We start from the raw sequence: 26,048 nt of genomic DNA, 5'->3' as shown, positions 1-26,048 counted from the left end.
CCGGTTGGGTGTCTGGTTGCACGTTTCACGCTAGTCAGCCGGGCGCCGGGCCGCGCGCCGAACGGGACGTTCCGCATGAAACTGGAAGGCGGACAACGACATTCGTCGACGGGACGGGGCACGGGATGATGCGAGCGTGGGAGGTGGATCGGCCCGGGCCGATCGAACAGGGGCCCATGCGTCTCGTCGAGAAACCGGTACCGGTGCCGGGCGCCGGCGAACTCCTCGTCCAGGTCCGTGCCTGCGGGGTCTGCCGCACCGATCTGCACATCGCCGAGGGCGACCTGCCCGTACACCGGCCGGGAGTGACGCCGGGGCACGAGGTCGTCGGCGTGGTCGCGGCGCTCGGCGAGGGCGTGCGCGGCCACGCCCTCGGCGACCGGGTGGGCGTCGCCTGGCTGCGCGGCACGGACGGCACATGCGGGTACTGCACGCGCGGCGCCGAGAACCTCTGCCCGGACTCGTCGTACACGGGCTGGGACGCCGACGGCGGTTACGCGGAGTACACGACCGTCGCCGCCGATTTCGCGTACCGGCTGCCCGGCGACATGGACGACGTCGCCCTGGCCCCGCTGCTGTGCGCGGGCATCATCGGCTACCGGGCGCTGCTGCGGGCCGCGCTGCCGCCGGGTGGGCGGCTAGGCCTTTACGGGTTCGGCGGCAGCGCCCACCTGTGCGCGCAGCTCGCGCTCGCGCAGGGTGCCACCGTGCACGTCCTGACGCGGGACCCGGCGGCCAGGCGGCTGGCGCTCGGCCTCGGGGCGGCATCCGCCCGCGGGGCGCAGGAGGAGCCTCCCGAGCCGCTGGACAGCGCGATCCTGTTCGCGCCGGTCGGCGAGCTGGTCCCGGTGGCCCTGCGGGCACTCGACCGGGGCGGGGTCCTCTCCGTCGCCGGGATCCATCTGAGCGACACCCCGCCCCTCGACTACGAGCGGGAGCTGTTCTACGAGAAGGAGCTGCGCAGCGTCACCTCGAACACCCGCGAGGACGGGCGGGCGTTTCTGGCGCTCGCGGCACGCCACGGCGTACGGGCGACCACGCACACCTATCCGCTGTCACGCGCCCAGGAGGCCCTCCAGGACCTCAAGGCCGGCCGCTTCGACGGAGCTGCCGTGCTGGTGAACGAGATACCGCCCCGGCACTGACCGGGGTGCGGGCCCGTCTCCCCCGTGCGTGGATGGACCCAGGTACGCAGGGCGGTGGAGGTGGCATGACGGACCTAGGCGGTGAGGACGCTCCGGGTGCGCAGTCGCCGTTCGGTGCCATGGAGGATGCCGTCGAGTCGATCGGCACCACGCTGGACGAACGGGTCACCTGCGAGGAGCTCGCCGCGTTCGTGTGCCGGCACTTCTGCGACGCCTCGGCGGTGGACCTGCTGCCCGCGGACGCCCCCGCCACCACGCAGCACCCGCACGCCCCGGACCTGTCGCGCGTCGCCACGGCGGGAGACACCGAGCTGCTCACCCCCTGGCCCGCGCACGGGGCACGGCCCCTGTCCGTGCAGGCGCTGGACGAGGGGCACCCGATCAGCGCCTCGATCGACCTGTCCGGACGGGTCCCGCGGCAGGTCATGACCGTTCCGCTGCTCGCCCACGGCGGTCTGTACGGGGTACTGCTCGCCGTCCGGCAGGGGAAGGAGTTCACCGACCCGGAGACCTCCGGCACGCACTACGCGGCGCGCCTCGCGGCCGTCCACATCGGCCATTCGCGCCAGCACAACGCCGTACGCGGCACGGTGCTGAACCTCCAGAAGGCGCTGCTGGCCGAACCGGGCCGACCGCACCCGAACCTCGACCTGGCCACCCGCTATCTGCCGGCCGGCGGTACCACCCTGGTGGGCGGCGACTGGTTCGAGACCGTGCGGCTGCACTTCGGGCGCACCCTGCTGGTCGTGGGCGATGTCATGGGGCACGGCCTCAACGCGGCGGTCGACATGAACGCGTACCGCTCGATGCTGCGCTATGTCGCCTCCACGGACCTGCCGCCGCACCGGGTGCTGCGCAGGCTCGACGCCGCGGTCGCCGAGGACGGCAACCGGCGCCCTGCCACCTGTCTGCTGGTCCAGGTCGACCCGGCACGCGGTACGGCAGCGATCGCCTCCGCCGGGCACCTGCCCCCGGTCGTCTTCACCGGGGACGGCACCGGTGAGCTGCTGCGACTGCCGGTCGGTCCCCCACTGGGCACCGGGGTGGGCGGCTACGAACAGGCCACCCGCGAGCTCACTCCCGATGACACCCTGGTGATGTACACCGATGGTCTGGTGGAGCGGCGCGGGGAGGACATCGACGCCTCGCTCGCCCGGCTGGCCGAGATGCGACTGCCGCCGGGAGCGGGCGTCGACGAACTGCTCGACGAGGTACTCGTGCGTCTCAACGCCCGTCAGGCGGAGGACGATGTGGCGGTACTCGCCGCCCGTATCCGCCGACGCAACCCGACGTGAGACCTGGCGGACGCTGCGAGCGGTTACGCCCGTACGACGTCGGTGTCCGTCTCTCCGGCCTTCTGCGGACCGGATCCACTCCCACGCCGCGGACACACCACATCACGCGACTGACCCCACGCGCGCCCTGTGTCGCGGCCCGTGCGCCGGGGTCGTACACCGTACGTGGGCCGGTCACCCGGCGCCCGGGGGGTGACAGTCGGCGCGCCCCCGGCGCGGGTTCGTACGGCGGTGAACGATCCCCGCACCGCACGAGCCCGCGCCGGAAATCCCCCCGGGCGGCTCCCCCTTGAACCGTGGGTGTCTCCTGTTCTACCTTCGCCACATGGTCGGGGCATCAACGCCCGCTCACCAGCGGCACAACATGGGGGCGGCAGCTGGGCCGGGTGGTGCGGAATGCGTCCACACCTCGCGCTGATCGAGGACGATCCCGACTTCGCACTGATGTGCCATTCCTATCTGGAACGTGCGGGGTTCACCGTCGCGTGGGCCATCGACACACGGGCCGGGAAAGCCGTGCTGTACGACGGCGGTATCGATCTGGTCGTCCTCGATCTGGGACTGCCGGACGGCAGTGGCCTCGAACTGCTGCGGTCGCTGCGCTCCAGCAGCCGCCTCCCGGTGATCGTCGTCTCCGGGCGCGGTGACGAGGCGGACCGGGTCGCGGGGCTGGAGATCGGCGCCGACGACTACCTGGTCAAGCCTTTCTCGCAGCGCGAACTCGTGGCCCGTATCCGCGCGGTGCTGCGCCGTTCGCAGCCGCCCGAGGCGCCGGCCGTACTGGAGGTCGGGGCGCTGCGCGTCGACACCGCGGCCCGCCGGGCCGACATCGCGGGCGTGCCGCTGGCGCTGCGGCCCAAGGAGTACGCCGTGTTGGAGCTGCTGGCCCGCTCCCCCGGCCGGGTCTTCTCCGCCGCACAGCTCCTGGAGCAGATCTGGGGAGCGTCCTGGCAGCAGCCCGCGACCGTCGTCGAGCACGTCTACCGGCTGCGCGGCAAGCTCACCGGCCTGCCCACCCCCGCGCCACGGATCACCACGGTGCGCGGTTTCGGCTACCGACTCGATCCCTGAGGCCGCCATGTCCGAGAACACCCCGCACCCCGGGCCGGACTTCCGGCTCCTGTTCGACTCGACGCTCTCCCCGCTCCTCATCCTGGCGCCCGACTTCACGATCGTGGAGGTCAACCGCGCATATCTGACGGCCACGCGCACCGGGCGGAGCATCGTCGGGCGCCCCATCTTCGACGTGTTCCCCGACAACCCGGGCGACCCGTCCGCCGACGGCGTCGCGAACCTGCGCCGCTCCCTGCGGACGGTGGTGGACACCGGGCGTACGGACACCATGGCGCTGCAGCGCTACGACATCCCGACGGGCGGGGCGGGCGCGTTCGCCGAGCGGTACTGGAGTCCCGTGAACACCCCGGTGCTGGACGGCGAAGGGCACGTCACGCACATCATCCACCGCGTGGAGGACGTCACCGAGTTCGTCCATCTGCGCCAGGTCGGACGGGAGCAGGAGCGTGCCGTCGCCGACGCGCAGATGCGCGCGCAGGGCATGGAGATCGACCTCTTCGTGCGCGCACGGGAGATCCGCGAGGTGAACGAGCAGTTGAGCCGCGCCAACGCCGATCTCGACGCGGCGGGCGAGACCTTGCGGGAGGAGCAGCGAGCCAAGGACCGGTTCATCGCGACCCTCTCGCACGAGCTGCGCAATCCGCTGGCGGCCGCCACGGCGGCGACCGAGCTGCTGGCGCTCGACCTGCCGGACAGCCATCCGGCGCTGTCCGTCCTGGAACGGCAGCTCGCCACGCTGGTGCGGATGAGCAACGACCTGCTCGACGGAACGCGCGCCGTGACCGGCCGCATGGAGCTGGTGCGCGGGCGGACGGATCTGCGCTCGGTCGTCGAGAGCGCCTGCGCGGACATGCGCGGCCTGTTCGGCCACGAGGACCGCACGCTCGACGTGAAGCTGCCCGCCGATCCGGTGCCCATCGACGGGGACCGGCTGCGGCTGGCCCAGGTGCTGACCAACCTGCTGTCCAACGCGCTCAAGTACACGCTCCCGGGCGGCTGTACGCGAGTACGGCTGTCGACGGCGGACGGACAGGCGCGGCTCACCGTCGGGGACGACGGAATCGGCTTCGAGCCGGCCCAGGCCGAGGAACTGTTCGGGGTCTTCATGCGGGCGGCTCCCGCGGGCCCCAACACCCCGGAGGGGCTGGGTCTCGGGCTCGCGGTCGTCCGGACGATCGTCGAGCTCCACGGCGGACGGATCACCGCGCGGAGCGAGGGCCCCGGAACCGGCGCCTCGTTCGACACCCTGCTCCCCCTCGCCCCCGACGGCACCCCGCAACCCCGCCCCATCACGCAAGCCCGCTCCGCCCCACGGCAGTTGGCCATCCTGATCGTCGAGGACAACACGGACCTCGCCACGACCTACCGCGCCCTGCTGGAGCGGCAGGGGCACCACGTCACGGCCGTGCACACCGGTACGGACGCACTGCTCGCCACCGAGTCCAGCCTCTTCGACGTCGTCCTGTGCGACCTCGGCCTGCCGGACATCGACGGCTACACGGTCGCCCGCGAGGTCCGCTCACGCCCGCACGGCGACAAGCTGCGGCTCATCGCGGTCTCCGGGTTCAGCCGGGGCTCCGACCGCGGCGAGTCCCGGGCGGCCGGATTCGACGCCCACATGGCGAAGCCGCTGCCGCTCGCGGACCTGCTGGAGCTTCTATCGGGAACTGTCGAGAGCTGACGGCGGCGCCTGGTCCTGCTTCAACTCGACCGGCCGCGGCGAGAGTTGTGACCGGGGTGTCTTCCGTCTCGGGCCCGGCTGTGCTTGCCTGGGGACCCTTTCGGTGGGCGGGGCGGGAGTTGCCGTATGCGCGGACGGTGGATCGTGGGGGCGCTGCTGGCCGGGCTGCTGCTCGGCGCGTGCGGCGACCCGGCGTCGGGCCCCGAGGCGGCACCGCCCGCCCGCGCGACACCCGACACCTCCACGCCACCGACCTCTACGACGCGACAGCGGCCCGCCGCCTCAGCCTCCCCCGACGCGCCGGACGCCCCCGCGAAGGCACCCACGGTGCTCTACCTCGGGGACTCTCTCGCCATGGAGAACCAGAAGGTGCTCGGCGATCTGCTGCGGAACCAACTGGACGCGCGGTACACCAGTGCCCCGTACTCGGGCACCACCCTGTGCGACTACCTGGAAGGCGCCGCGGACCAGTCCCTCGTACCGCCCGCCGACAAGGCGGCCGCCCTGGTGCGCTCCAAGCGGCCGGACTTCGTGGTCCTGCAGTTCTGGGGCAACGCCTGGGGCTATACGCCGTGCATGGACGGCATCACGTACGACAAGGCGAAGAAGACGTACTTCGAGCGGTACGAAGCCGACATGGAACGGCTGGCCGAGCAGATCACCAATGCGGGCGGCGCGCGGCAACCCAAGATCGTCTGGGTGCTCCAGGGCCCGGACCCGATCACCCCTGGCCGGGTCCGGGACGTCAACGCGCTGTACGAGGAGCGGGCCCGCGCCACCGGCGAACTGCTCGCCGACGCCGGAAAGACCGTGAGCCCGGCGTCGGCACGCAACACCTGGGTCCAGTATCTGCCGTGCACCTCGTACGAGCACGAGAACCCCGTGTACTGCACCCAGCCGGACCGCGACCGCACCGCCCTGCACCGCGCGGACGACTACCTGCACTTCTGCCTGGCGCCGACCACATCCACCCCGAAGCCGTGCCCGGTCCGCTCCCCGGGGATCGTGCGCATCACCCGGGAGATCTCCCGGGTGATCGCCGCCCACGCCGGCTGACCGAGTCGTAGGGGCTCTGCACAGCGCTCGGCCCGCCTGTGCCTCACGGGGAGGGAGGCGGGCCGGCCGCTGTGCACCCGGGGTGGGCTGCGGACCGAGCCGGTCCGCTACTCGCCCGCGTACGCCTTCTCCAGGGCCGCGATGTCCAGCTTGCCCATCTTGAGCATCGCCGCGGTCGCGCGGGCCGCCTTCTGCGGGTCCGGGTCGACGACCATCTCGACGAGCCTCACCGGGACGACCTGCCAGGAGACGCCGTACTTGTCCTTGAGCCAGCCGCAGGGACCGCCCTCGCCGCCGCCCTCGGTGAGCTTGTTCCAGTAGTAGTCCACCTCCTCCTGGTCGTCGCAGTCGATCTGGAAGGAGATGGCCTCGTTGAAGGTGAACTGCGGGCCGCCGTTGAGTGCGATGAACTTCTGGCCGTTGGCCACGAACTCGACGGTCACCACGGAACCGACGGGGCCGGGCCCGGCCTCCGTGTACCGGGTGATCCTGCCGAGCTCGGAGTTCTTGAAGATCGAGATGTAGTGGTCCACGGCCTCCTCGGCCTGACCGTCGAACCACAGACAAGTGGTGAATCCATTGGCGGGCATGAGTACCTCCTCGGGTGGGGAAAACGTCGTCACTTCTGTCGACTGGTCCTCGCCCGAGAACTCATCGGCGGCACGGGCACGGGTTCCGCCGTGGTGCCGAGCGTTCCCGGGTTCCGGCGCTCCGGTCCGACGCGGGAAGCCCCGGCCGGCGGTTTCGGCGGGACCCGCACCCGCTCGCCTCCGTCCGCCTCTGCCCGTAGCGAATCTGCTGCCGGCCGAGAAACCTGAATCCCGAGCGCAGTCGGTCCGAGAGTGGAGATCGCGGCGACGAGAACCGCGCCGCGCCGACACCTCACGGAGGACCGATGACTGCACTCATCACCGGCTGGGACCCGGCCCGCGCACCGCGGGCCGACGAGGGCGACACCCCCGCGACGCGCTTCGACGACCATCTGGCCGCGCAACTGCTCGCGCAGCGCATCGTCCTGCTCGGTACGCAGGTCGACGAGGTCTCCGCGAACCGGGTCTGCGCCCAGTTGCTCCTGCTCTCCGCGGAGGACTCGCGGACCGACATCAGCCTGTACATCAACAGCCCGGGCGGATCGGTGACCGCGGGCCTGGCGATCTACGACACGATGACACTGATCCCGAACGACGTCTCGACGCTCGCCATGGGATTCGCGGCGAGCATGGGGCAGTTCCTGCTCAGCGTCGGCGCCCACGGCAAGCGCTTCGCGCTGCCGAACGCGCGGATCATGATGCACCAGCCGTCGGCCGGTATCGGCGGAACCACCGCGGACATCGAGATCCAGGCGCAGAACCTGGAGTTCACGAAGAAGGCCATCGAGCGGATCACCGCGGAGCACACCGGCCAGAGCGAGGAGACGATCTCCCGCGACGGCGACCGCGACCGCTGGTTCACGGCGGAGCAGGCGAAGGACTACGGCATGGTCGACCGGGTCGTGGAGTCGCTCGACGACGTCCGCCCGGCCGCGTCACGGCGACGGATGGGGCTCTGACATGGGTAGCTACACGATTCCGAACGTGGTCGAGCGGACTCCGCAGGGCGAGCGCTCGTACGACGTGTTCAGCAGGCTGCTGTCCGAGCGGATCATCTTTCTCGGCACGGAGATCGACGACGGGGTCGCCAACGTCGTCATCGCGCAGCTCCTCCATCTGGAGTCGTCGAGCCCGGACAGCGAGATCGCGATCTACATCAACTCGCCCGGGGGATCGTTCACTTCACTGATGGCGATCTACGACACGATGACGTATGTGCAGGCGCCGATCTCGACGTTCTGCGTAGGACAGGCGGCCTCGACCGCGGCGGTGCTGCTGGCCGGGGGTGATCCCGGACGGCGGTTCATCCTGGAGCACGCGCGGGTGCTGCTGGGTCAGCCCGCGAGCGGCGGACGGCAGGGGACGGTCTCCGACCTCACCCTCCAGGCCAAGGAAATGCTCCGCATCCGCTCACAGGTCGAGGAGGTCCTCTCCCGGCACACACACCATGATGTCGCCACCCTCCGCGCGGACATGGACCGCGACAAGGTCTTCACCGCGCAGGAGGCCGTGGCGTACGGGATCGCCGACGAGGTGGTGAGCCGGCGGCTCCCGGTGAACTGAGAACCCGGGCAGGACGGTCAGGCGGCCAGGCACATGCCGTCGTACCGCGAGCTCGTGGTGGAGCGGCTCTGCCCGGGCCTGGCCTGAGCGAGGCGGGTGAGTTCGTCCTGGGCCAGCGAGAGCAGGTCGCCCAGGCCGAGGCCCAGGGCGCGAGCGGCGGCCGCGAGGACTTCGGACGAAGCCTCCTTGCGACCGCGCTCCAGCTCCGAGAGGTAGGGCATGGAGATCCGGGCCGCGTCGGCCACGTCCTTGAGCGTGCGCTCCTGGGCGAGTCGCTCACGCCGCAGGACGTCACCCACGAGGTCGCGCCACAGCGGCTGCTTGGTCGCGGGAGCAGGGGCCGGGGGCGTCCGGCGTGGCGCGAGAACCGGGCGGGGCCGCTGCGGCACTCGCGCCGGAGCGGCGGCCGGAGCCGGCGCTGCCGCCGGGCGCAGAGGGATGACGCGGGCTTCGTTCGGCGCTTGGTTGCTCACCCCTTCAGCCTAGAAGCGGTGAGCCCCAGCGGAAGGGACCGGCGTTCCGCTCTCGGTGGAATCGTCCGTCGGCGGTACGGCGCCCGCGGTGAAGTCTGCGGATCAAGTGCCGTACGGTCACGGCGCGTCGGCGTGCAGGGCGCCGAGCAGGGCGAGCGAGTCGGCGTCCGCCGTGCCCGGTTCGGCGCTGCCGACGAGCAGGCACTGCCCGGGGGCGTCCTGCACGTCGAAGGACTGGTAGGTGAGCGTGAGCCGGCCCACGTCCGGGTGGTTGAAGACCTTGGTCTTGCTGCCCAGCCGGCCGACACCGTGCTCGCGCCACAGCGCCGCGAACTCCTCGCTGCTGTCGAGGAGTTCCTCGACCAGCGCGCCGGTCTCGGGGTCGCTCCGCTGGTGTCCGTACGCCAGTCGCAGCGCTGCCACCGTGTCGCGTGCGACGGCCGGCCAGTCGGCGAACAGCTGCCGGGCGGCGGGGTCGTGGAAGAGGGAGTGGACCATGTCCCGGGGGTTCGCGAGAGGAGAGAGCAGCGCTCGGGCGGGAGCGTTCGAGGCGAGGATGTCGAGGCGGCGGTTGGTGATGTAGGCGACGGCGGCGGGGAAGCCGTCCATCAGCCGCAGCAGGGCGGGAGCCACCCGCTCCTGGCGGCGGCCGACGGGGGATGCCTTCGGCACGAGTCCGGCCAGCCGGTACGCGTGCCAGCGGGCGTCCGTGTCCAGCCGCAGCGCCCCCGCGATCGCGTCGATGACCTGCCCGGAGGGGTGGCGTTCCCGGCCCTGCTCCAGGCGCGCGTAGTAGTCGGCACTGACGCCTGCCAGCACGGCGACCTCCTCACGCCGCAGCCCCGCGACCCGGCGTGCACCGGAGCCCGGGAAGCCCACATCGGCGGGGTTCAGGCGGGAGCGCCGGACCCGCAGGAACTCGCCCAGCTCGTTTCCGCTCATGCAGAAATCGTACGTCGGTGTTTCCCGCGTCACCCCTTCCTGGGTGTGGCGCACCCAGGAAGACACGTCCTGCCCACGCGGCGGGATCCGGCACATGATCGGACCCTGACCGGAAACAGAGCCGCAGGTCGCGGACACGTCCGAAGGGGTTCCCATGACCGTCCCATCCACCACCGACACATCCCCGGGCAAGGTCGTGCTGATCACCGGGGCAAGCAGCGGGATCGGCGAGGCCACGGCCGGGCGACTGGCCGCGGCCGGCCACCGAGTGGTACTCGGGGCCCGCCGCACGGACCGCGTCGCCGCTCTCGCCAAGGAGATCCGGGCCGACGGGGGAAGCGCACTCCACCACGAGCTGGACGTGACCAGCCTGGACAGCGTGCGCGCCTTCGTCGGAGCCGCGCAGGAGCAGTACGGACGGGTCGACGTCCTGGTCAACAACGCGGGCGTGATGCCGCTGTCGCCCCTCGACGCTCTGAAGGTCGACGAGTGGAACCGCATGATCGACGTCAACATCCGGGGCGTCCTGCACGGCATCGCGGCCGTGCTCCCGCTGATGCGCGCCCAGGGCGCCGGTCACGTGGTGAACATCGCCTCCGTCTCGGGGCTCCGCGTCGACCCCACCGCGGCCGTCTACAGCGCCACCAAGTTCGCGGTCCGTGCCCTCTCCGAAGGCCTGCGGCAGGAAAGCCGCGACCTGCGTGTCACCGTCATCAGCCCCGGCCTGACCCGTAGCGAGCTCACCGAGGGCATCAGCGACGCCGGCGTGCGCGAGGCGGTCCAGGATCAGATGGGGATCGCGATCCCCGCCTCGGCGATCGGTGAGGCGATCCTGTACGCCATCAGCCAGCCCCTCGATGTCGACGTCAACGAACTCGTCATCAGGCCGACGGCGCAGGGGTGAGTGCGGTGGTGACGAAGCAGCGGGTGGAGGCCTGGGTCGAGGAGTATGTGCGGGCCTGGAGGAGCAACAGCCGCAAGGACATCGAGGCGCTCTTCTCGGCGCACGCGGAGTACCACGAGTGGCCGTACGCGACGGACTGGACCGGCCGTGATGAGATCGTCGAGGGATGGCTCGGCCGGGCGGCGTGGCAGGAGGGCGGCTGGGAGTTCGAGTGGTCGGTCCTTACCGTGAACGGGGACACGGCGGCCATCGAGGGCACCGGCCGCTACAAGGAACTCGGCACCTTCGCCAACCTCTGGACCGTGACCTTCGACGGCCACGGGAAGTGCGCCATGTTCCGCATGTGGAACAACGAGGTGTGATTTCCGCGCCCCGGCGGACGGTTACTGCCCCACCCTCCCGTCGATCCGCTCGCGCAGGAAGTCGGCGTGGCCGTTGTGCCGGGCGTACTCCTCGATCATGTGCACCAGTACCGAGCGGAGCTCGATGGGCTCGTCGCCGTTCATGCCGCTGATGTCGAGATTGGGGGCGCCTGCGACGAAGCGTTCCGCGAAGGCGACCTCGGAGCGCCAGGTGTCCCAGGCCTCCGCGACGACCTCGGGGTCGCCCACCGCGCGGTTGAAGTCCCCGTCGGGATCGGCGTCGGTTCGGTAGTGCCGGGAAACCTCCTGTCCGGCCATCACTCGCCGGAACCAGAGCTGTTCGACCCCGGCCAGGTGCCGCACAAGCCCGAGCAGGGACAGGTTCGAGGGCTCCACCGCACGCCGGGCCATCGCCTCCGCGTCGAGCCCGGCGCACTTCATCCGCAGGGTGAGCCGCTGGTCCCGCAGATGTCCGACGAGCGTGTCCCGCTCCCCCACGAATCCCCGGTCGGACCGCGGATCGCCGTCCGGACGCACGAACATGTCCCACCGTCCGAAGCTCCGCTCGGGCCGGGGACTGCCGGGCTCTGACTCCGCGATGTCGGCCATGCCCAAGAGCATCGGACGCCTGCCGGGAATCCGCCACCACATTTCGGGCACGCGAGCGTCACCGGTGAGGTCCAACTCCCCCAGCTTCTGGGTGACTTGCTGTCAGAGGCCCGGGGAGGTGGCGGACGATACCGGGGCGCTGGAAGCCGATGACGCCGCCGTCATCGATGAGGTCGCCGTCTCCGTCGTCGTGGCCGAGGACGCCAGGTCGGGTGACGCGGACGACTCCGATGCCGTCGTCGGAGGCTCGGAGGGCGGGGACTGCGAGTCCGACTCGGACTCCGACGGGGCGGACGAGGACGAGGAGGGCGAGGACGGTGATGTGGAGGTCGACGCGCACACGCTCGGACTTGGCGAGCCGCTCGGCGTCGTACCGGGTGAAGAGGCGCACGGGGACTGGGAGTTCGGCGTCGGGGACGAGACGCTCGCCGACGGGAAGGGCAGCTGCGCCGGCGGCTCGGTCTTCTCGTCGTGGTGGCCCGTGTCGCCCTTGTGCCGGGCAATCCACTCGTCGTTGTCCGGGTCGAAGATGACGAAGACGTTGATGATCGTCGTCGAGGGCGCGACGACCACCACGTTCTGCGTCCGGTACGACGGCCACGAGTCGCCGGTCCGCTTGGGCGTGGTCTTCTGCGCGACCGGCTCTCCCAGCGGGTTGCCGCAGGCGCAGCGCACCCGGGGGACGCCGTGATCGTCGACGAGAACAGCGGTGCCCGCCTGGAGCACCGCCTGATAGCTGGTGGCGGCGCCGTCGCGGTAGCCGTGGTTGGTGACCCGGGTGTCGTAGCCCAGTTGCACCGGGGTGAGCGCGCGCAGATAGCCGGGGACCTGGGAGGTCCGCAGGCCCACCACCGAGGCGAACGCGTTGTTCTTCGCCGGGTCCGCCTGGAGGAACTTGATCTGCTTCTCGACGTCACAGCTGGAGACGTTGCGGGTGCCGCCGTAGAGGCCGGGCGCCGAACCGTCCACGCCCCGGGTCACGTTGGCGGATTCCGAGGCGGTGGACGCCGAGGGTGTCTCGGGCGGGGTGGAGCTGTCGTTGGCCGTCGACTCCGTGAACGGGTCGGGTCCCGACTTGCCCGCCGCCTGGAGGAAGACCTCGCCGCCGGCTGCGGACGTGTCACTGTCGCCGTTGTCGCGGGTGAAGACCAGGCCGAGGATCACGGCGGCCACGAGAACGCCGGTGATCAGTGCGACGCGGGGCGCCGACTTCCACCAGGGGCGGTCCGGGCCCTTGCCCGGCTGACTCGGTCCACCCGGTCCGCCCGGTCCACCGGGCCCGGAGGGTCCACCCGCGTCGCCTCCGCCCGCACCGCTCGGCGGGCCCGAGGGCACGCGGCCACTGGGCTGGGTCGGACTCGGCTCGGACGGACCCGGCTGGGACGGGCCCGACAGGGGGCCCGAAGGCGGTCCGGTGGGGCGGCCTGAGGACGGCGGTTCGACGCTCACGAGCTCTTCTTCCCGGTGTAGGGATCCCGCGGCACTTCAGAAGCTTTGTGCTGCTTCAGACTGAAGTTTTGCGATGCTTCAAACGCTTCGCACAGCTTTCTTACGTTTGGCATCGCTTTCTTACACAACGAGCCCATTGTGTGCTCCGGTCCCGTACCGCCCGCAAGCCGACGCGGTCGGACCCTCCCGGCGGGCGGACGGCGTCAGCCCTGCTTAGCGTGGCAGCGTGAGCCCCCAGACACCATCCGACCAGGCAGTTGTCCGCCCCGGTGGCAAACCTGCCGCCCGCCATGGCTGGCTCCAGGCCGTCCTGGCGGTGCTGACCGGGATGATCGTCATGGGGGTGGTCGCCGCGCTCGGGCTGTGGGCGGCAGGTGCGGCGGACCTGCCCGACAACGCGTTCCCCCGGGTGGTCGCGGCCACCGTCGTCACGGCCGTCGGCGGCACCATCGTGCTCTCGGGCGACGCCGGAATGATCGCCGACACCAAAGCGGGCCTGACGGTGATTCCCCTGTCGGTCACCCTGGCCGGAGCGCTGGTGATGGCCGCCGGGTTCCTGCGGCCGCTGCGGCACCGGGCCGTCGCCGGAGCCAGCGAACTGGCCGGGTGGGCCGCCCGGATCGCCGTCCTGTGGCTGCTGGCCCTCGTCGCCCTCGCGCTCTTCGCCCGGCAGAACTTCAGCATCTCCCTCGGGGACGGAACGATCGGCGACATCGGCGACCTGTTCGGTGCCGCTCCCAAGGTCGGCTTCAAGACCGATGTGCCGCTGACGCTGGTCTTCGGTGTGCTGTGGCTCGTGGGCGTCCTCGTCCTCGCGCTGCTGGTCTCGCGCGGGGCCCCGCTCCCGCCCCGGCTGCTGCGCTTCCAGGAGTCGGTGCGTCCGGCCGCGTTCGCCATGGTCGCGCTGCTCCTCGCGTACGTCGTGCTGGGCGTCGTCATCGCCCTGGTGGTCGCGGCGAGTCGCGGGCACACGGCGGAGACGTTCGCCGTACTCCTCCTCGGTCTCCCGAACCTCGTCTGGCTGGCCTTCACTCTCGGGCTCGGCGTCACGTGGAACGGGCGCGTGGACGGGCCGTTCGGGCTGCCGATGCCGCATCTCCTCGACCAGGTACTGCGCACCCCGGACATCTCCACGCTCAATCTGCGCACCCTCGCCGAGTTCGACGGCAAGGTGTGGTGGCTGCTGGTCGTCGACGCGCTGCTGCTCCTCGCGGCCGCGTTCCTGATGGCAGCCCGCTCACCGGCCCGGATACGGCTGTGGCAGCACGCCGTGCACATGGCGATCGCGCTCGCGCTCACTGTGCTCATGATCTGTCTCGTCGGCCGGATCTCCGCGCACTACGGTCTGTCGATCCTCGGCATCGGTGACATCGGCGGCGGTCTGGGCGGGGAGCTCTTCCTGCGGCCCGAGGTGTGGACCGCGCTCGGATTCGCCGTGCTGTGGGGGCTGGTCACCGGGTTCCTCGGCGGTCTGCTGGCGAAGGGAGTCCGCCGGCGGGGCGAGATCGGCGCCGAGGGACCCGGGGCCCGGGTCGGCTAACTGCAGTAGGTGTCCCGGCCGGGGCGCTCCCCCGTCGCCAGATAGCGCGAGACGGTCCGGTCGCCGCACTCGTTGCCGTTGGCCAAGTAGGCGTCGTGACCGGTGGAGTTCACTGTGACCATGGTGGCGCGCTTGCCCAGGGCCTCGCGGAGCTTCGAAGCACCGCTGAGCGGGGTGGCCACGTCGCGCTCGTTCTGGATGAGCAGGATGTTGGAGGGGCCGCGGTCGGTGATCCGTACCGGGGGCTCCTCGGGCGTGAACGGCCAGGCGGCGCAGACCATCGCGTTCCTGGTCATTCCTGCGGTCAGCGGGTACTCGGCGCGGCTCCAGGCAACGTCCCTCTCGTACGCGGCGGCCGACTTGGGCCATGCGATGTCGTTGCAGAGGGTTCCGGCCCCGACCGCGGCGGCGTTCTGCAGCACGGACTCGGGCGGCGCGGGGGGCGCCGGCGGCAGGGTGCCCTTCTGCGCGGCAAGCATCAACTGAGCCAGGTCGGGGAAGCCGCTGGGCGCGTAGAGGCTGTCCAGCATGGTCTGGCGCAGCACATTGCCGTTCAGCTCCTCCGGGTTGGCGCCGGGCCAGGGGATCGGTTCGCGGTCCAGCTTCGCGGCGAGCTCCAGGAACAGCGGCCGGACCTCGTCCGCCGTCTCGGCCAGCCGGTCCGGGTTGCCGGGTGCGGAGGCCCACTTGGCGAACTCGGGGAAGGTGTCCTCGACACCGGCCTCGTGACCGGCGAGCCAGGCGCGGGAGACCCGGGTGTGGTCGGGGTCGTCGTTGCTGTCCAGCACGATGCGGTCGGTGCGGTGCGGGAACAACTGGCCGTAGACGGCGCCGACATACGTCCCGTACGAGACACCCCACGCGGACAGCTTGCGCTCGCCGAGGGCCGCCCGGATGCGGTCGATGTCGCGGGCTTCGTTAGCGGTGCTGATGTGCTTGATGAGTTCGCCGCCGTTGCGCTCGCAGGCGTCGGACAGGCGCTGTGCGGTGGCCATGTTCTCGGTGATGGACCCGTCGGGGGCGGGCCAGGGGCGCAGTTTCGACGTGGCGAGGTCACTGTGTTCGAGGTCGCAGGTGACGGGGGTGGAGCGACCGAGGCCACGGGGATCGAACCCGATCAGGTCGTAGGCGTCCCGCACCTCCTGCGGTAGCCGCTGCCCCTTGCCCGAAGGGTTGTTGAGACTGGAGCCGCCGGGCCCACCAGGGATCAGCAGCAGAGCACCGCGACGCGCCTGCGGGTTCTCACTGGGGATCCGGGAGACGGCGATGCTGATCTTCCGGCCGCCGGGGTGGGCGTAGTCCATCGGCACCTCGATGGTCGCGCACTGTTGCCGCGGGTCCAGCCCGCTTCCCTCGCACTTCGTCCATTGGAGGGCTTCGGGCACGGCGGCGGTCGAGGCCGTCGCGGTGAGCGGTGCGGTGAGGCTGAGCACGAAGGCGGAGGCGGCGAGCAGGGCGGCGTTTCGCTGGATCTTCGTCATGCAGAAGAGCTTCGCCGGTCCTCACCGGCCGTCCCATCCCGCCAACCGGCCTGTGTTCAGGGGGGTTTGCCCCCGCACTTAGGCGCCCGGAAACACCGGCCCGGCCCAGCCCGGCGGCTCCGGCGGCGGACCGTATTCGGGGGCTCCGACCACCCGCCCGTCCACCTGGGTCGGCGCGTGGCCCGCGTCCATGGCGCCGGTCGCGGCGACCCGCAGCGCTGCCACGAAGGCGAGGCAGGAGTCGTACCGGTCGTCGGGGCTCTTAGCCAGCGCCTGGGCGAGGACGTCGTCCACGGCGGCGGCGATGTCGGGGCGTTTGCCGGTCAGTGGCGACGGCTCGTCGTACTGGTGGGCCCAGAGCAGCGCCATGTCGTCCTCGCGTTGGAAGGGCGGCTTCCCGGCCATCGTCTCGTAGACGACGCAGGCGAGGCTGTAGACGTCGCACCGGCCGTCCACCGGCTTCCCCGAGATCTGCTCGGGAGCCACGTAGTCGAGCGTTCCGACGAACTGGCCCACGCTCGTGAACCCGGTGAGGGACAGCGACTTCTTCGTCAGGCCGAAGTCCGTGAGGTACACGTGCTCGGGATGGTCGCTGTCGGTGCCCTGGGCGACCAGGATGTTGCCGGGTTTCACATCCCGGTGCACCAGACCGTGGTCGTGGGCCGCGTCGAGCGCGGAGGCGACCTGGACGGCGATCCGGGCGGCCACCTTGACCGGCAACGGGCCCGCGCGGTCCAGCAGATGGCGCAGGTCCCGTCCGGCGACGTACCGCATGGCGATGTACAGGACGCCGTCCGTCTCACCGGCCTCGAAGACCGGCACGATGTTGGGGTGGTCGATGGCGGCGGCCACCCGCGACTCGTGGGTGAAGCGGCCTCGGAAGGTGTCGTTGCGGGCCAGCTCAGGGGCGAGCAGCTTGAGGGCGACGGTCCGGTCGAGCCGCAGGTCCTTGGCGCGGTAGACGACGGCCATGCCACCGCGGCCGATCTCCTGCTCGATCCGGTAGCCGGCGATCTGCCGTCCGATCAGGTCGGACGGACGCCCGGAGAAGAGGCTGGTGTCGTGGCGCCCGCCGTCGGCCATCAGAGGTCACTCCGGTCGTTCTCGTCACCCATCAGAGGTCACCCCGGTCGTCCGTGTCGCCCATCAGAGGTCACCCCGATCGTCTTCGTCGCCCATCAGAGGTCACCCCGGTCGTCCGCGTCATAGGTGACGACCCGCGTGGGTTCGCGGCCCACCGGAGCTTCTGCCCGTACGGGCTCCTCGGCCGCTGCCGCCGGGCCCCGCCCCGCCGCGAAGGTGCTCAGCCGCGTGCCGTCGCAGTACACCCACCGCTCGTGCTCGCCGTCGTACAGCCAGAGAGACTCGCCGTCGACGATCACCCCGATCCGCTGTCCCTGCGTACGGCCGCGGAAGGACTGCCCGTCGAGTCGTCCGGCGGCGAGGTCCTCGGCGGCGCCCCGGTAGCGGGAGAGTGCCTCCTCGACGCGGGCCAGGAGTGGGCGCGGGTCGGCTGTCCGGGTGAGGGGGCTGCCCGCGGCGGGCGGCGCCTGCGGTACGGCGACGAGCAGTCGGCCGTCGACCCAGGCCGACCAGCCGTTGGCGCAGAGGACCCGGCCCCAGTCGCCGAGCCGGTCGATCAGCTGGACCGGCAGCAGCGCGTCGAGCCGCACGGTGGGCCGGGACGGATCCGGGGTCTCCCAGGCGGGCAGGCCGTCCTGGGGGATCACGTGGGTGGGGCGGAATTCGGCTGTCGTCATCGCACCTACTTCCGCATGACAGCGGGTTCGTGCCGCCGCAGCAGGCGGATCACCGCGTACCCGAAGACGACCGAGAGGACGACCAGCATCCCCATGTTGAGGAGCCAGACGCCGGTCTCGTGCCGGAACAGCGGGTCGCCGGTCAGTTTCCCGGGGACGATCCGGGCCAGCCCGATGGTCCCGGCCATCGCGCCAAGCGCCCAGCGCGAGGGCACCAGCCAGGCAAGCTGTTCGATGCCGGGCACGCCGTTCAGTTTCAACAGCGCGCCGCAGAAGACCACTTGGACGATGGCCAGCAGCACGAGCAGCGGCATGGTGACCTCCTCCTTGCGCACCAGGGCGGAGACGAGGAGGCCCAGCATCATCGCGGTGAAGGCGAGCAGGGCCACGGCCACCGTGATCTCGACGAGCGGCGGCATCAGGACGCCTTCGCCGCCGGGTGCGTTGAGGTCGACGCCGAACAGACCGACGAGGGTCAGCACGACGGCCTGGAGCACGGTGATGGTGCCCAGAACCACGACCTTGGACATCAGGTACGCCGATCTGGACAGGCCCACAGCCCGCTCGCGCTGGTAGATGACCCGTTCCTTGACCAGTTCGCGCACGGCATTGGCCGCGCCGGTCAGGACACCCCCCACGCACAGAATGAGCAGTGCGTTCATCGCCGTCTCCTGCGTCAGACGGCTTCCGGCCAGTGCGCGGGCCATCGCGCCCATCACGAACGGCAGCGCGATCATGATGATGAGGAAGGTCCGGTCGGCGCTGAGGGCGGCGGCGTAGCGGCGGATCAGGGTGCTGAGCTGGGCGCCCCAGCTCTGGGGCTTGGGCGGTGGTCCGACGGCGGCGACCGGAGCGGCCTGGGCCTGATACGGCTGCGAGGTGGAGTTGTCGATGTATTGGCGGTGGAAGGGTGACACTCGGTAGTCGCCCGCCCAGTCCCGGTCGTGGTCCCGCTCGAAGTCCTCGAAGGCCTCCGGCCACTGCTCGTAGCCGAAGAAGGCCAGAGCGTCCTCGGGCGGTCCGTAGTAGGCGACCTTTCCGCCGGGCGCGAGCACGAGGAGCCGGTCGCATACGTCGAGGCTGAGCACACTGTGGGTGACCACGATGACGGTGCGGCCGTCGTCGGCGAGACCGCGAAGCATGTGCATCACCGAGCGGTCCATGCCGGGGTCGAGGCCGGACGTCGGTTCGTCGAGGAACAGCAGCGACGGCTTGGTCAGCAGTTCCAGGGCCACGCTGACCCGTTTACGCTGGCCGCCCGAGAGACTGTGAATGGGCTGGTCGGCGCGCTGCTCAAGGCCCAGCTCGCCGATCACCTCGTCGACTCGGGCCCGGCGCTCCGCCTTCGCGGTGTCCTGCGGGAACCGGAGCTGGGCGGCGTACGTGAGGGCTTTGCGCACGGTGAGCTGGGTGTGCAGGATGTCGTCCTGCGGGACCAGGCCGATCCGCTGGCGCAGCTCGGCGTAGTCGCGGTAGAGGTCGCGTCCGTCGTAGAGGACCGTGCCGTGGTCGGCGGGGCGCTGACCGGTCAGCGCGTTCAGGAGCGTGGACTTTCCGGCGCCGCTCGGGCCCACGACGGCGAGCAGGCACTTCTCTCCGACGGGGAAGGACACCTGGTCCAGCAGGGTTTTGCGCCCGTGGTCGACGGCGACCGTGAGGTCCTGGACGTCGAGGGAGACCTCGCCCGTGTCGACGTACTCCTGCAGCTGATCGCCGACGAGACAGAACGCGGAGTGGCCGATGCCGACGATGTCACCGGACGTGACCGGCGCGCGGCTCACGGGCTGGCCGTTGAGGAACGTGCCGTTGTGGCTTCCGAGGTCGACGATCTCGTACGACCCGTCCGGCAGCGTGCGCAGCTCGGCGTGCCGTCGCGAGACGACCAGGTCGTCGATGACCAGGTCGTTGTCGCCGCCGCGGCCGATGCGGACGGTGCGGGCGGGCAGCGGCCGTACGGAGGTGGGCCGCCGGAAGGTGCCGGTGGCGGACGGCAGGGAGACGGCCGAGGGGCGTTCCGGGGGCCGGTCGGCGAGTACCGCGCGGGGACCGTCGGAGGGGTTGCCGAAGTGGAGGACGCTGCCCGGTCCGACGCCCCACTCGTGGACGCGCCGGCCGTCGGCGTAGGTGCCGTTCGTGCTGTTCTCGTCCTCGACCGTCCAGTGGTCGGCCTCGGGGCGAAGTACCGCGTGGTGCCAGGAGACCCGGGCGTCGTCGATGACGACATCACTCAAGGGGTCGCGTCCGACGTGATAGTCGCGGCTGGGACTCATCACCATGGAACCCGTCTCGGTTTCGAGCACGAGTTCGGGCGCGATGGGCGCGACTGGCCGCTCTGCCATGCCTGAATTCTAGCTATTCGTCCATATATTCGCCTGGCGGGTGGCTTCAGAACGGCACCGCCGAGGGGCCCATCACGGTTGCGGAGCTGATCCGGCGGTCAGGCCGCCGAGCTGCCGAGTACGGCGGCGGTCCGCTGCATGCGCCGGGCGTCCACGGATTCGGCCATCAGCTCGTACTCGGTGGTGTCGTCATTGGTGGCGATGCGGACAAGCCTTCCGGCGGCCAACTCGTCGGCGACCAGCTCCTGTTGTGTCGAATCGCCGCACCAGGCACGCAGGACGCCGGGCACGTCCGGGACGGACGACCCCACGGGGGCGATGGAGTTCGGCGGGAAGGTCGGATCCTCGGGCTGCGGGTCGAGCCGCTCGGCCATCCACGCGGCACGGTCCCGCATCCACCACAGGGCGAGCGCCAGCGTGGGCGCGCGATAACTTCCCAGCGGCACGCCTACCCGCTGACCGCCGCATACTCCGTACGCGGTGACATAGCACAGGAATTCGTCGTGCACGATCGCTCCCCCATCGCGTCGCTCGCTGCCGGAACTTCCTCGCTTTCCCTGCGGCTCGTCTGCTGTGCATGATGGCGCTGTTGTGCATGATGACGATGTACGGGCCTGGCTGAATTGCCCTTGTATTCGAGTATCGCCACTCCTGACACTCTGTCACCATGCCATTCCAGCCAGTCTCCTGGCATATTCGTCACCAGGTTTGGCCGAAACGCAGCAGGCCGCCCTTACCTCAGAAGTAATCGACGCCCCCAAGGGCCTCCGGGCATGGTTGCGTTATCGGATCCGAGCAAAGCAGCACCCACCGGAATCCGGTCTCCGACCTGTAGGAACCCCGATTTGATGGAGGCTGATCCACCATGTCCGCAAGCAACGACCGTTATGACAGTGCCGTCGCCCGCTATTTCGAGGCCTGGAACGCCGCCGGGCCGGACGCGCTCGCGAAGACGGTCGCCGCCGCGTGGGCCGGGGACGGCGGCTACACCGACCCACTGGCCGAGGTCCGCGGCCACGAGCAGATCGCCGCCGTGATCGCCGCGGCGCATGAGCAGTTCCCGGGCTTCGCCTTCCGCCTCACGGGAACGGTCGACGGACACCACGACACCGCCCGCTTCGGCTGGGAACTGGTCCACGAGGCAGACGGCTCTGCGCCCGTCGCCGGGTTCGACGTGATCACCCTCGACGGCGAGGACCGGATCCGCAGCGTGTACGGATTCCTGGACCGCGTACCCGCGTAGGTTGTCGCGGTGCCCCCGCGATGAGTTTTACGGCTCACGGTGGTCTCTTGAAGTGGGCACTTACGGAAAGGGAGCACCCCATGAGCACCGTGAGCAAGGTGGACGCGCACTTCACCGCTGTACTGAGGAAAAGTCCCGAGGCCGGAAGCTGGACCTACGTCAAATGGCCGGAGTCCGTCGCGTTCTTCGGGACCCGCGGACTGGTCAAGGTCAGCGGAACGATCGACGGCCACCCTTTCCGCAGTTCCTTCATGGCCCTGGGGGACGGCACCCACATGCTGCCGGTCAAGGCCGAGGTGCGCAAAGCGCTCGGCAAGGCGGCGGGCGACACGGTGACCGTGCGACTGGAGGAGCGGCTCAACGCGTAGGGCCGGCCGCGGTTCGGGTCGTGACGACGGTCCGAGGGGCTCGACGCGGGCCGCGGCCGCGGTTCAGGTCGTGAGCACGGTCCGAGCGGCTCGACGCTCGAGGCCGGCCGCGGCTCAGGTAGTGATCACGGTCCGGGCCGCGTCCCGGTAGCGCTTCGGGGCCATTCCGGTCGTGCGCTTGAAGGCATTGCTGAACGCGCTCTCCGAGGTGTAGCCGACCCGCTGAGCGAGCGCCGACAACGAGGCCTCGCCGTCGCGCAGGGCACGCCGGGCGAGACTCATGCGCCAGTCGAGCAGGTAGGTCAGGGGTGGCACGCCGGCCACGGCACGGAAGCGCTGGGCGAAGGTGGTCCGCGACATCGCCGCCGCCTGGGCGAGTTCCTCCAGCTGCCAGGGGCGGCCCGGCTCGGCGTGCATCAGGCGCAGGGCGGGAGCGATGCGGTCGTCGGCGAGGGCCCGCAGCCGTCCGGCCGGAAGGGCGTCGGCATCGGCGAGATAGGCGCGCAGGACCTGGACGAACATCAGCTGGGCGAGCTGGTCCGACGCGAAGTCGGCACCGGCACGGCCGGCGCTCAGTTCATGGACGAGCTGGTCGAGCAGCCAGCCCAGCACGGGCGCCTCGTCGGCGGTCGCGCGGACGTGCAGCAGCGGCGGCAGGGCATGCAGCAGCAACTCCTCGCCGTTTCGGCCCAGTTCGACATGGCCGCCGATGGAGACGACGTCCGTGCCCGCGCCGAACCGGACCATTGGGCCGGGCGCATCGGCGAACAGCTTCGACGCATCCGCAGGCTCCAGTGCCGGATCACTGGAGACCACGAAGGAGCGGCTGCCGTCGAAGACGGCCACGTCTCCGGTCTCCAGCAGCACGGCCTCCCGCATGTCGTCGAGGGCCACCCAGATGCTCCCCCGCACCACAGCGGTGATCTTGAGCCGACCGGGACGGGGAAAGCGCAGCGCCCACTTGCCGCCGGCCGTGAATCCACCGGAGATGACGCATCGGGCGTCCGTCAGGGCGAGGGTGTCGGAGAGGGGATCAGCAGGCATATCCGTACTATCGCGCAAGTAATGCGGACTCTCAAGCATTCAGCGTACGGATCTCCGGTCATACGGTGGCAGGACAGCCCACTGAAGGAGAACCGAGCCATGACCACCGTCCAAGAGCCCCTCCACTCCGGGTTCGACGCCGCGTCCACCGCCGAGGACGTCATCAAGGGCATCGACCTGACCGGCAAGGTCGCCGTCGTCACCGGGGGCTATTCCGGCATCGGCCTGGAGACCGCGCGCGTGCTGCGTTCCGCGGGCGCCGAGGTCGTCGTACCGGCGCGCGACACCGACAGGGCGCGGGCCGCGCTGAAGGGGGTGGACGGCGTCGAGGTCGAGAGGATGGATCTGCTCGATCCCGCCTCCATCGACGCCTTCGCGGAGCGTTTCCTCGCCTCCGGCCGACCGCTGCACATCCTCGTAGACAGCGCGGGCATCATGGCGACTCCGCTGACGCGCGACGCACGGGGCTACGAGACACAGTTCGCCACCAACCACCTCGGCCACTTCCAGTTGGTCGCCCGACTGCGGCCCGCACTGCGCCGGGCGGGCGGGGCGCGGGTCGTCTCGGTGTCGTCCTGGGGGCACCGCTTCTCGCCGGTCGTGTTCGACGACCCGCACTTCGAGCGCCGTGAGTACGACCGCTGGGCGGCCTACGGCCAGTCCAAGACGGCCAACATCCTGTTCGCGGTCGGGCTGGACACCCGCGCGAAGGCCGACGGGGTGCGGGCGTTCTCCCTCCACCCGGGAAGCATCGTCGACACGGGTCTGAAGAAGTACCTCGCGGAGGAGGACCTCAAGGCCGTCGGCGTACTCGACGAGGAGGGGCAGCCGGTGCTTGACCCCGAGCGGCAGCTCAAGACCGTCGAGCAGGGAGCGGCCACCAGCGTGTGGTGCGCCACCAGCCCCCTGCTCGACTCCCTGGGCGGCCTCTACTGCGAGAACAGCGACGTCGCTCCCCCGATGTCGCTGGAGGAGGGCCACGAGTGGACCCTCATGAACAGGTCCTGGAACGCCGGCGTGCTGCCCTACGCCGTCGACCCCGAGGCGGCTGACCGGCTCTGGGAGCTCAGCGAGCGCCTCATCGACCGGCCGGCTTGATGATCGCGTCGATCCGGGCCAGCTCCTCCGGGTCGAAGTCCAGGGCACGGGTGGCCGTCACGCTGTCCTCGAGCTGCTGGGTGCTGCTCGCGCCGATGAGCGCAGAGGTCACCCGGCCGCCGCGCAACACCCAGGCCAGCGCCAGCTGGGCCAGGGACTGGCCACGGGACTTGGCGATCTCGTCGAGGGCGCGCAGCTGTCGTACGAGATCCTCGGTGAGAGTGTCCGCGGTCAGGAACGGGCTGTCACTGGCCGCGCGCGAGCCCTCCGGGATGCCGTCGAGGTACCGGCTGGTCAGCAGGCCCTGGTCGAGCGGCGAGTAGGCGATCGAGCCGACCTGCAGCTCGTCCAGGGCGTCCAGGAGCCCTTCCTCGGCGCGGCGGTCGAGCATCGAGTAGCGCGGCTGGTGGATGAGGAGCGGGGTGCCGAGGTCACCCAGAATGCGGGCGGCCTCGCGGGTCTGCTCCGGCGAGTAGTTGGAGACGCCGACGTACAGCGCCTTGCCCTGCTGGACCGCCGAGTGCAGGGCGCCCATCGTCTCCTCCAGGGGAGTCTCCGGGTCGGGGCGGTGCGAGTAGAAGATGTCCACGTATTCGAGGCCCATCCGGCCCAGGCTCTGGTCGAGCGAGGACAGCAGATACTTGCGCGAACCCCATTCGCCGTACGGGCCCGGCCACATCAGGTAGCCCGCCTTGGTGGAGATGACCAGCTCGTCGCGGTAGGGCGTGAAGTCCGCCTTCAGGGCGTCGCCGAGGGCGGACTCGGCGGCGCCGGGCGGCGGGCCGTAGTTGTTCGCCAGGTCGAAGTGGGTGACGCCGAGGTCGAAGGCGCGGCGCAGGATCGCGCGCTGGGTCTCCGCCGGCCGCTCGGGGCCGAAGTTGTGCCACAGGCCGAGCGACAGCGCGGGAAGCTTCAGGCCGCTGCGTCCGGTGCGCCGGTAGGGCATGTCCGCGTAACGGTCGGTGCGTGCGGTGTACAACGTGGACTCCTGGGATGCCGGGAAAGTCAGGTCTCCACTCTCGCGCGTGGCCGGGCCAGCGGTCCAACGGGAGAATCGGATGGGATTGAGCGTCGGCGCTTCTCAATCGGCGGTGACGGCCTCCCGGTCGGCGACTACCCTTGCGCCTCATGGAACTGCGCCATCTCCAGCATTTCGTCGCGGTAGCCGAGGACCAGCACTTCACCCGGGCGGCCGAGCGGCTGATGGTGTCGCAGTCGGGGCTGTCGTCCTCGATCCGCGCCCTGGAACGAGAACTGCAGGCTCCGCTGTTCGTCCGTACCACCCGCCGCGTCACCCTCACGGCGGCCGGCCGAGCCCTGCTGGGTGAGGCGGAACGGATCCTGGCGCAGGTCCGCTCGGCCCACGACGCCGTGGCCGCCGTACAGGGCGTCCTGCGCGGCTCGCTCACCCTCGGCGCCGAACAGTGCATCGCCGGGGTGCACGTGGCCACGCTCCTCGCCGCGTTCCGCCGCCGCCATCCCGACGTCGAGATCTGCCTGCGACAGGCGGGATCCGGGGCCCTGGCCGAGGAGGTGGCTGCCGGGCGGCTCGACCTCGCCTTCGCCGTGCGGACCCAGGCGGACACCGACCAGCTCCGATCGGTGCCGCTGACCAGCGAGCCGATGACCGTGCTCTGCCACCCGAAGCACCGGCTCGCGAGCGCCGCGGTGCTCACGCCCGAGGAGCTGGGCGGCGAGGACTTCGTCGACTTCCACCCCGACTGGGGGCCGCGCCGCACCACGGACGCGGCCTTCGCCGCCGCGGGCGTCCAGCGGAGGGTGACCCTTGAGGTCAACGACGTGCACAGCCTCCTGGAGCTCGTCCACGAAGGCCTCGGAATCGCCGTCGTACCAAGGCACTTCGGCTTCAAGCGCGAGGCGGGCGATCTCACCGCCCTCCCCTTCAAGGGCGTGTCCGAGGCGTCATACGAGACGGTCGCCATGCTGCCGCCGACGGACGCCACCAGTCCGGCGGCGCGGGCGCTGATGGTCCTGCTCGACGCCCCGGAGTAGCCCACCCGGCGACCCTGGG

At 70.8% G+C, this 26,048-nt stretch carries 26 protein-coding genes; 14 read left to right on the top strand and 12 right to left on the bottom strand.

Features of this window, described 5'->3' with window-relative positions:
• Positions 1-128 precede the first annotated feature (128 nt).
• The 5 genes from ACFVKT_RS09570 (at position 129) to ACFVKT_RS09550 (ending at position 6,251) form a co-directional block, all read left to right on the top strand.
• Positions 129-1,145: a zinc-binding alcohol dehydrogenase family protein gene (locus ACFVKT_RS09570; RefSeq protein WP_385729938.1), complete on the top strand. Its 1,017-nt coding sequence runs from the start codon at positions 129-131 to the stop codon at positions 1,143-1,145.
• A 65-nt stretch (positions 1,146-1,210) separates the two neighbouring features.
• Positions 1,211-2,440, top strand: coding sequence for a SpoIIE family protein phosphatase (locus ACFVKT_RS09565; protein WP_385729336.1), 1,230 nt, complete (start codon positions 1,211-1,213; stop codon positions 2,438-2,440).
• 396 nt (positions 2,441-2,836) lie between these two features.
• Positions 2,837-3,511, top strand: coding sequence for a response regulator transcription factor (locus tag ACFVKT_RS09560; protein WP_385729334.1), 675 nt, complete (start codon positions 2,837-2,839; stop codon positions 3,509-3,511).
• 7 nt (positions 3,512-3,518) lie between these two features.
• Positions 3,519-5,195, top strand: coding sequence for an ATP-binding protein (locus ACFVKT_RS09555; RefSeq protein WP_385729332.1), 1,677 nt, complete (start codon positions 3,519-3,521; stop codon positions 5,193-5,195).
• A 126-nt stretch (positions 5,196-5,321) separates the two neighbouring features.
• Positions 5,322-6,251: an SGNH/GDSL hydrolase family protein gene (locus ACFVKT_RS09550; RefSeq protein WP_385729330.1), complete on the top strand. Its 930-nt coding sequence runs from the start codon at positions 5,322-5,324 to the stop codon at positions 6,249-6,251.
• A gap of 107 nt (positions 6,252-6,358) precedes the next feature.
• Here ACFVKT_RS09550 and ACFVKT_RS09545 read toward each other — a convergent pair whose 3' ends face one another.
• Positions 6,359-6,841: a VOC family protein gene (locus tag ACFVKT_RS09545; protein WP_385729328.1), complete on the bottom strand. Its 483-nt coding sequence runs from the start codon at positions 6,839-6,841 to the stop codon at positions 6,359-6,361.
• 305 nt (positions 6,842-7,146) lie between these two features.
• Between ACFVKT_RS09545 and ACFVKT_RS09540 the strand changes: the two genes are divergently transcribed.
• Together ACFVKT_RS09540 and ACFVKT_RS09535 are read left to right on the top strand one after the other, a co-directional pair.
• Positions 7,147-7,800 (top strand): ATP-dependent Clp protease proteolytic subunit, encoded by a 654-nt coding sequence (locus ACFVKT_RS09540; protein ID WP_385729326.1) that lies wholly within the window; start codon positions 7,147-7,149, stop codon positions 7,798-7,800.
• 1 nt (position 7,801) lies between these two features.
• Entirely contained in the window at positions 7,802-8,404 is a 603-nt protein-coding gene (locus ACFVKT_RS09535; RefSeq protein WP_385729324.1) for a ClpP family protease, read from the top strand.
• A gap of 17 nt (positions 8,405-8,421) precedes the next feature.
• On the opposite strand, the gene ACFVKT_RS09530 is transcribed toward ACFVKT_RS09535, so the two are convergent.
• Both ACFVKT_RS09530 and ACFVKT_RS09525 read right to left on the bottom strand, forming a co-directional pair.
• Entirely contained in the window at positions 8,422-8,877 is a 456-nt protein-coding gene (locus tag ACFVKT_RS09530) for a helix-turn-helix domain-containing protein (protein WP_385729321.1), read from the bottom strand.
• 117 nt (positions 8,878-8,994) lie between these two features.
• Entirely contained in the window at positions 8,995-9,819 is an 825-nt protein-coding gene (locus ACFVKT_RS09525; RefSeq protein ID WP_385729319.1) for a helix-turn-helix domain-containing protein, read from the bottom strand.
• 154 nt (positions 9,820-9,973) lie between these two features.
• On the opposite strand from ACFVKT_RS09525, the gene ACFVKT_RS09520 reads away from it, so the two are divergent.
• Both ACFVKT_RS09520 and ACFVKT_RS09515 read left to right on the top strand, forming a co-directional pair.
• On the top strand, positions 9,974-10,723 hold the full coding sequence (locus ACFVKT_RS09520) for an SDR family oxidoreductase (protein WP_385729317.1): 750 nt from the start codon (positions 9,974-9,976) through the stop codon (positions 10,721-10,723).
• Between the two features lie 5 nt (positions 10,724-10,728).
• Positions 10,729-11,085 carry a nuclear transport factor 2 family protein gene (locus ACFVKT_RS09515; RefSeq protein ID WP_385729315.1) on the top strand — a complete coding sequence of 119 codons (357 nt, stop codon included), beginning with the start codon at positions 10,729-10,731 and terminating at the stop codon, positions 11,083-11,085.
• A gap of 21 nt (positions 11,086-11,106) precedes the next feature.
• Here the strand turns inward: ACFVKT_RS09515 and ACFVKT_RS09510 are convergent, their stop codons facing one another.
• On the bottom strand, positions 11,107-11,694 hold the full coding sequence (locus tag ACFVKT_RS09510) for a DinB family protein (protein ID WP_385729313.1): 588 nt from the start codon (positions 11,692-11,694) through the stop codon (positions 11,107-11,109).
• A 102-nt stretch (positions 11,695-11,796) separates the two neighbouring features.
• Positions 11,797-13,143 carry a DUF6777 domain-containing protein gene (locus ACFVKT_RS09505; RefSeq protein WP_385729311.1) on the bottom strand — a complete coding sequence of 449 codons (1,347 nt, stop codon included), beginning with the start codon at positions 13,141-13,143 and terminating at the stop codon, positions 11,797-11,799.
• Between the two features lie 226 nt (positions 13,144-13,369).
• Here ACFVKT_RS09505 and ACFVKT_RS09500 point away from each other — a divergent pair, with 226 nt between their 5' ends.
• Complete coding sequence (locus tag ACFVKT_RS09500; RefSeq protein ID WP_385729309.1) at positions 13,370-14,683, top strand: streptophobe family protein; 1,314 nt, start codon at positions 13,370-13,372, stop codon at positions 14,681-14,683.
• Here ACFVKT_RS09500 and ACFVKT_RS09495 read toward each other — a convergent pair.
• The 5 genes from ACFVKT_RS09495 to ACFVKT_RS09475 all read right to left on the bottom strand — a co-directional run bounded on the left by ACFVKT_RS09495 (position 14,680) and on the right by ACFVKT_RS09475 (position 20,772).
• Complete coding sequence (locus ACFVKT_RS09495; RefSeq protein WP_385729307.1) at positions 14,680-16,164, bottom strand: alpha/beta hydrolase; 1,485 nt, start codon at positions 16,162-16,164, stop codon at positions 14,680-14,682. The genes ACFVKT_RS09500 and ACFVKT_RS09495 overlap by 4 nt on opposite strands.
• 78 nt (positions 16,165-16,242) lie before the next feature.
• On the bottom strand, positions 16,243-17,247 hold the full coding sequence (locus tag ACFVKT_RS09490) for a serine/threonine-protein kinase (protein ID WP_385729305.1): 1,005 nt from the start codon (positions 17,245-17,247) through the stop codon (positions 16,243-16,245).
• Between the two features lie 95 nt (positions 17,248-17,342).
• Positions 17,343-17,924, bottom strand: a complete 582-nt coding sequence (locus tag ACFVKT_RS09485) for a hypothetical protein (RefSeq protein ID WP_385729303.1) — start codon at positions 17,922-17,924, stop codon at positions 17,343-17,345.
• A 5-nt stretch (positions 17,925-17,929) separates the two neighbouring features.
• Positions 17,930-20,263, bottom strand: a complete 2,334-nt coding sequence (locus ACFVKT_RS09480) for an FHA domain-containing protein (protein WP_385729301.1) — start codon at positions 20,261-20,263, stop codon at positions 17,930-17,932.
• A 98-nt stretch (positions 20,264-20,361) separates the two neighbouring features.
• On the bottom strand, positions 20,362-20,772 hold the full coding sequence (locus ACFVKT_RS09475) for a hypothetical protein (RefSeq protein ID WP_385729299.1): 411 nt from the start codon (positions 20,770-20,772) through the stop codon (positions 20,362-20,364).
• 356 nt (positions 20,773-21,128) lie between these two features.
• On the opposite strand from ACFVKT_RS09475, the gene ACFVKT_RS09470 reads away from it, so the two are divergent.
• Together ACFVKT_RS09470 and ACFVKT_RS09465 are read left to right on the top strand one after the other, a co-directional pair.
• Complete coding sequence (locus ACFVKT_RS09470; RefSeq protein WP_385729297.1) at positions 21,129-21,506, top strand: nuclear transport factor 2 family protein; 378 nt, start codon at positions 21,129-21,131, stop codon at positions 21,504-21,506.
• Positions 21,507-21,586: 80 nt separating this feature from the next.
• Positions 21,587-21,874, top strand: coding sequence for a DUF1905 domain-containing protein (locus ACFVKT_RS09465; RefSeq protein WP_385729295.1), 288 nt, complete (start codon positions 21,587-21,589; stop codon positions 21,872-21,874).
• A gap of 114 nt (positions 21,875-21,988) precedes the next feature.
• Here the strand turns inward: ACFVKT_RS09465 and ACFVKT_RS09460 are convergent, their stop codons facing one another.
• Complete coding sequence (locus ACFVKT_RS09460; RefSeq protein WP_385729293.1) at positions 21,989-22,918, bottom strand: AraC family transcriptional regulator; 930 nt, start codon at positions 22,916-22,918, stop codon at positions 21,989-21,991.
• 99 nt (positions 22,919-23,017) lie between these two features.
• Here ACFVKT_RS09460 and ACFVKT_RS09455 point away from each other — a divergent pair, with 99 nt between their 5' ends.
• Positions 23,018-24,016, top strand: a complete 999-nt coding sequence (locus ACFVKT_RS09455) for an oxidoreductase (protein WP_385729291.1) — start codon at positions 23,018-23,020, stop codon at positions 24,014-24,016.
• Here ACFVKT_RS09455 and mgrA read toward each other — a convergent pair.
• Positions 23,997-24,995, bottom strand: a complete 999-nt coding sequence (mgrA, locus tag ACFVKT_RS09450) for an L-glyceraldehyde 3-phosphate reductase (protein ID WP_385729289.1) — start codon at positions 24,993-24,995, stop codon at positions 23,997-23,999. The genes ACFVKT_RS09455 and mgrA overlap by 20 nt on opposite strands.
• A gap of 149 nt (positions 24,996-25,144) precedes the next feature.
• Between mgrA and ACFVKT_RS09445 the strand changes: the two genes are divergently transcribed.
• The gene (locus ACFVKT_RS09445) at positions 25,145-26,029 is read left to right on the top strand and encodes a LysR family transcriptional regulator (protein WP_385729287.1); all 885 of its coding nucleotides are present in this window, start codon (positions 25,145-25,147) and stop codon (positions 26,027-26,029) included.
• The last annotated feature ends 19 nt before the right edge of the window (positions 26,030-26,048 follow it).

The organism is Streptomyces sp. NPDC127595, assembly GCF_042671685.1.
Lineage (GTDB): Bacteria > Actinomycetota > Actinomycetes > Streptomycetales > Streptomycetaceae > Streptomyces.
The sequence above is the reverse complement of the archived record's forward strand: the minus strand, read 5'-3'. Positions and strand labels throughout refer to the sequence as shown.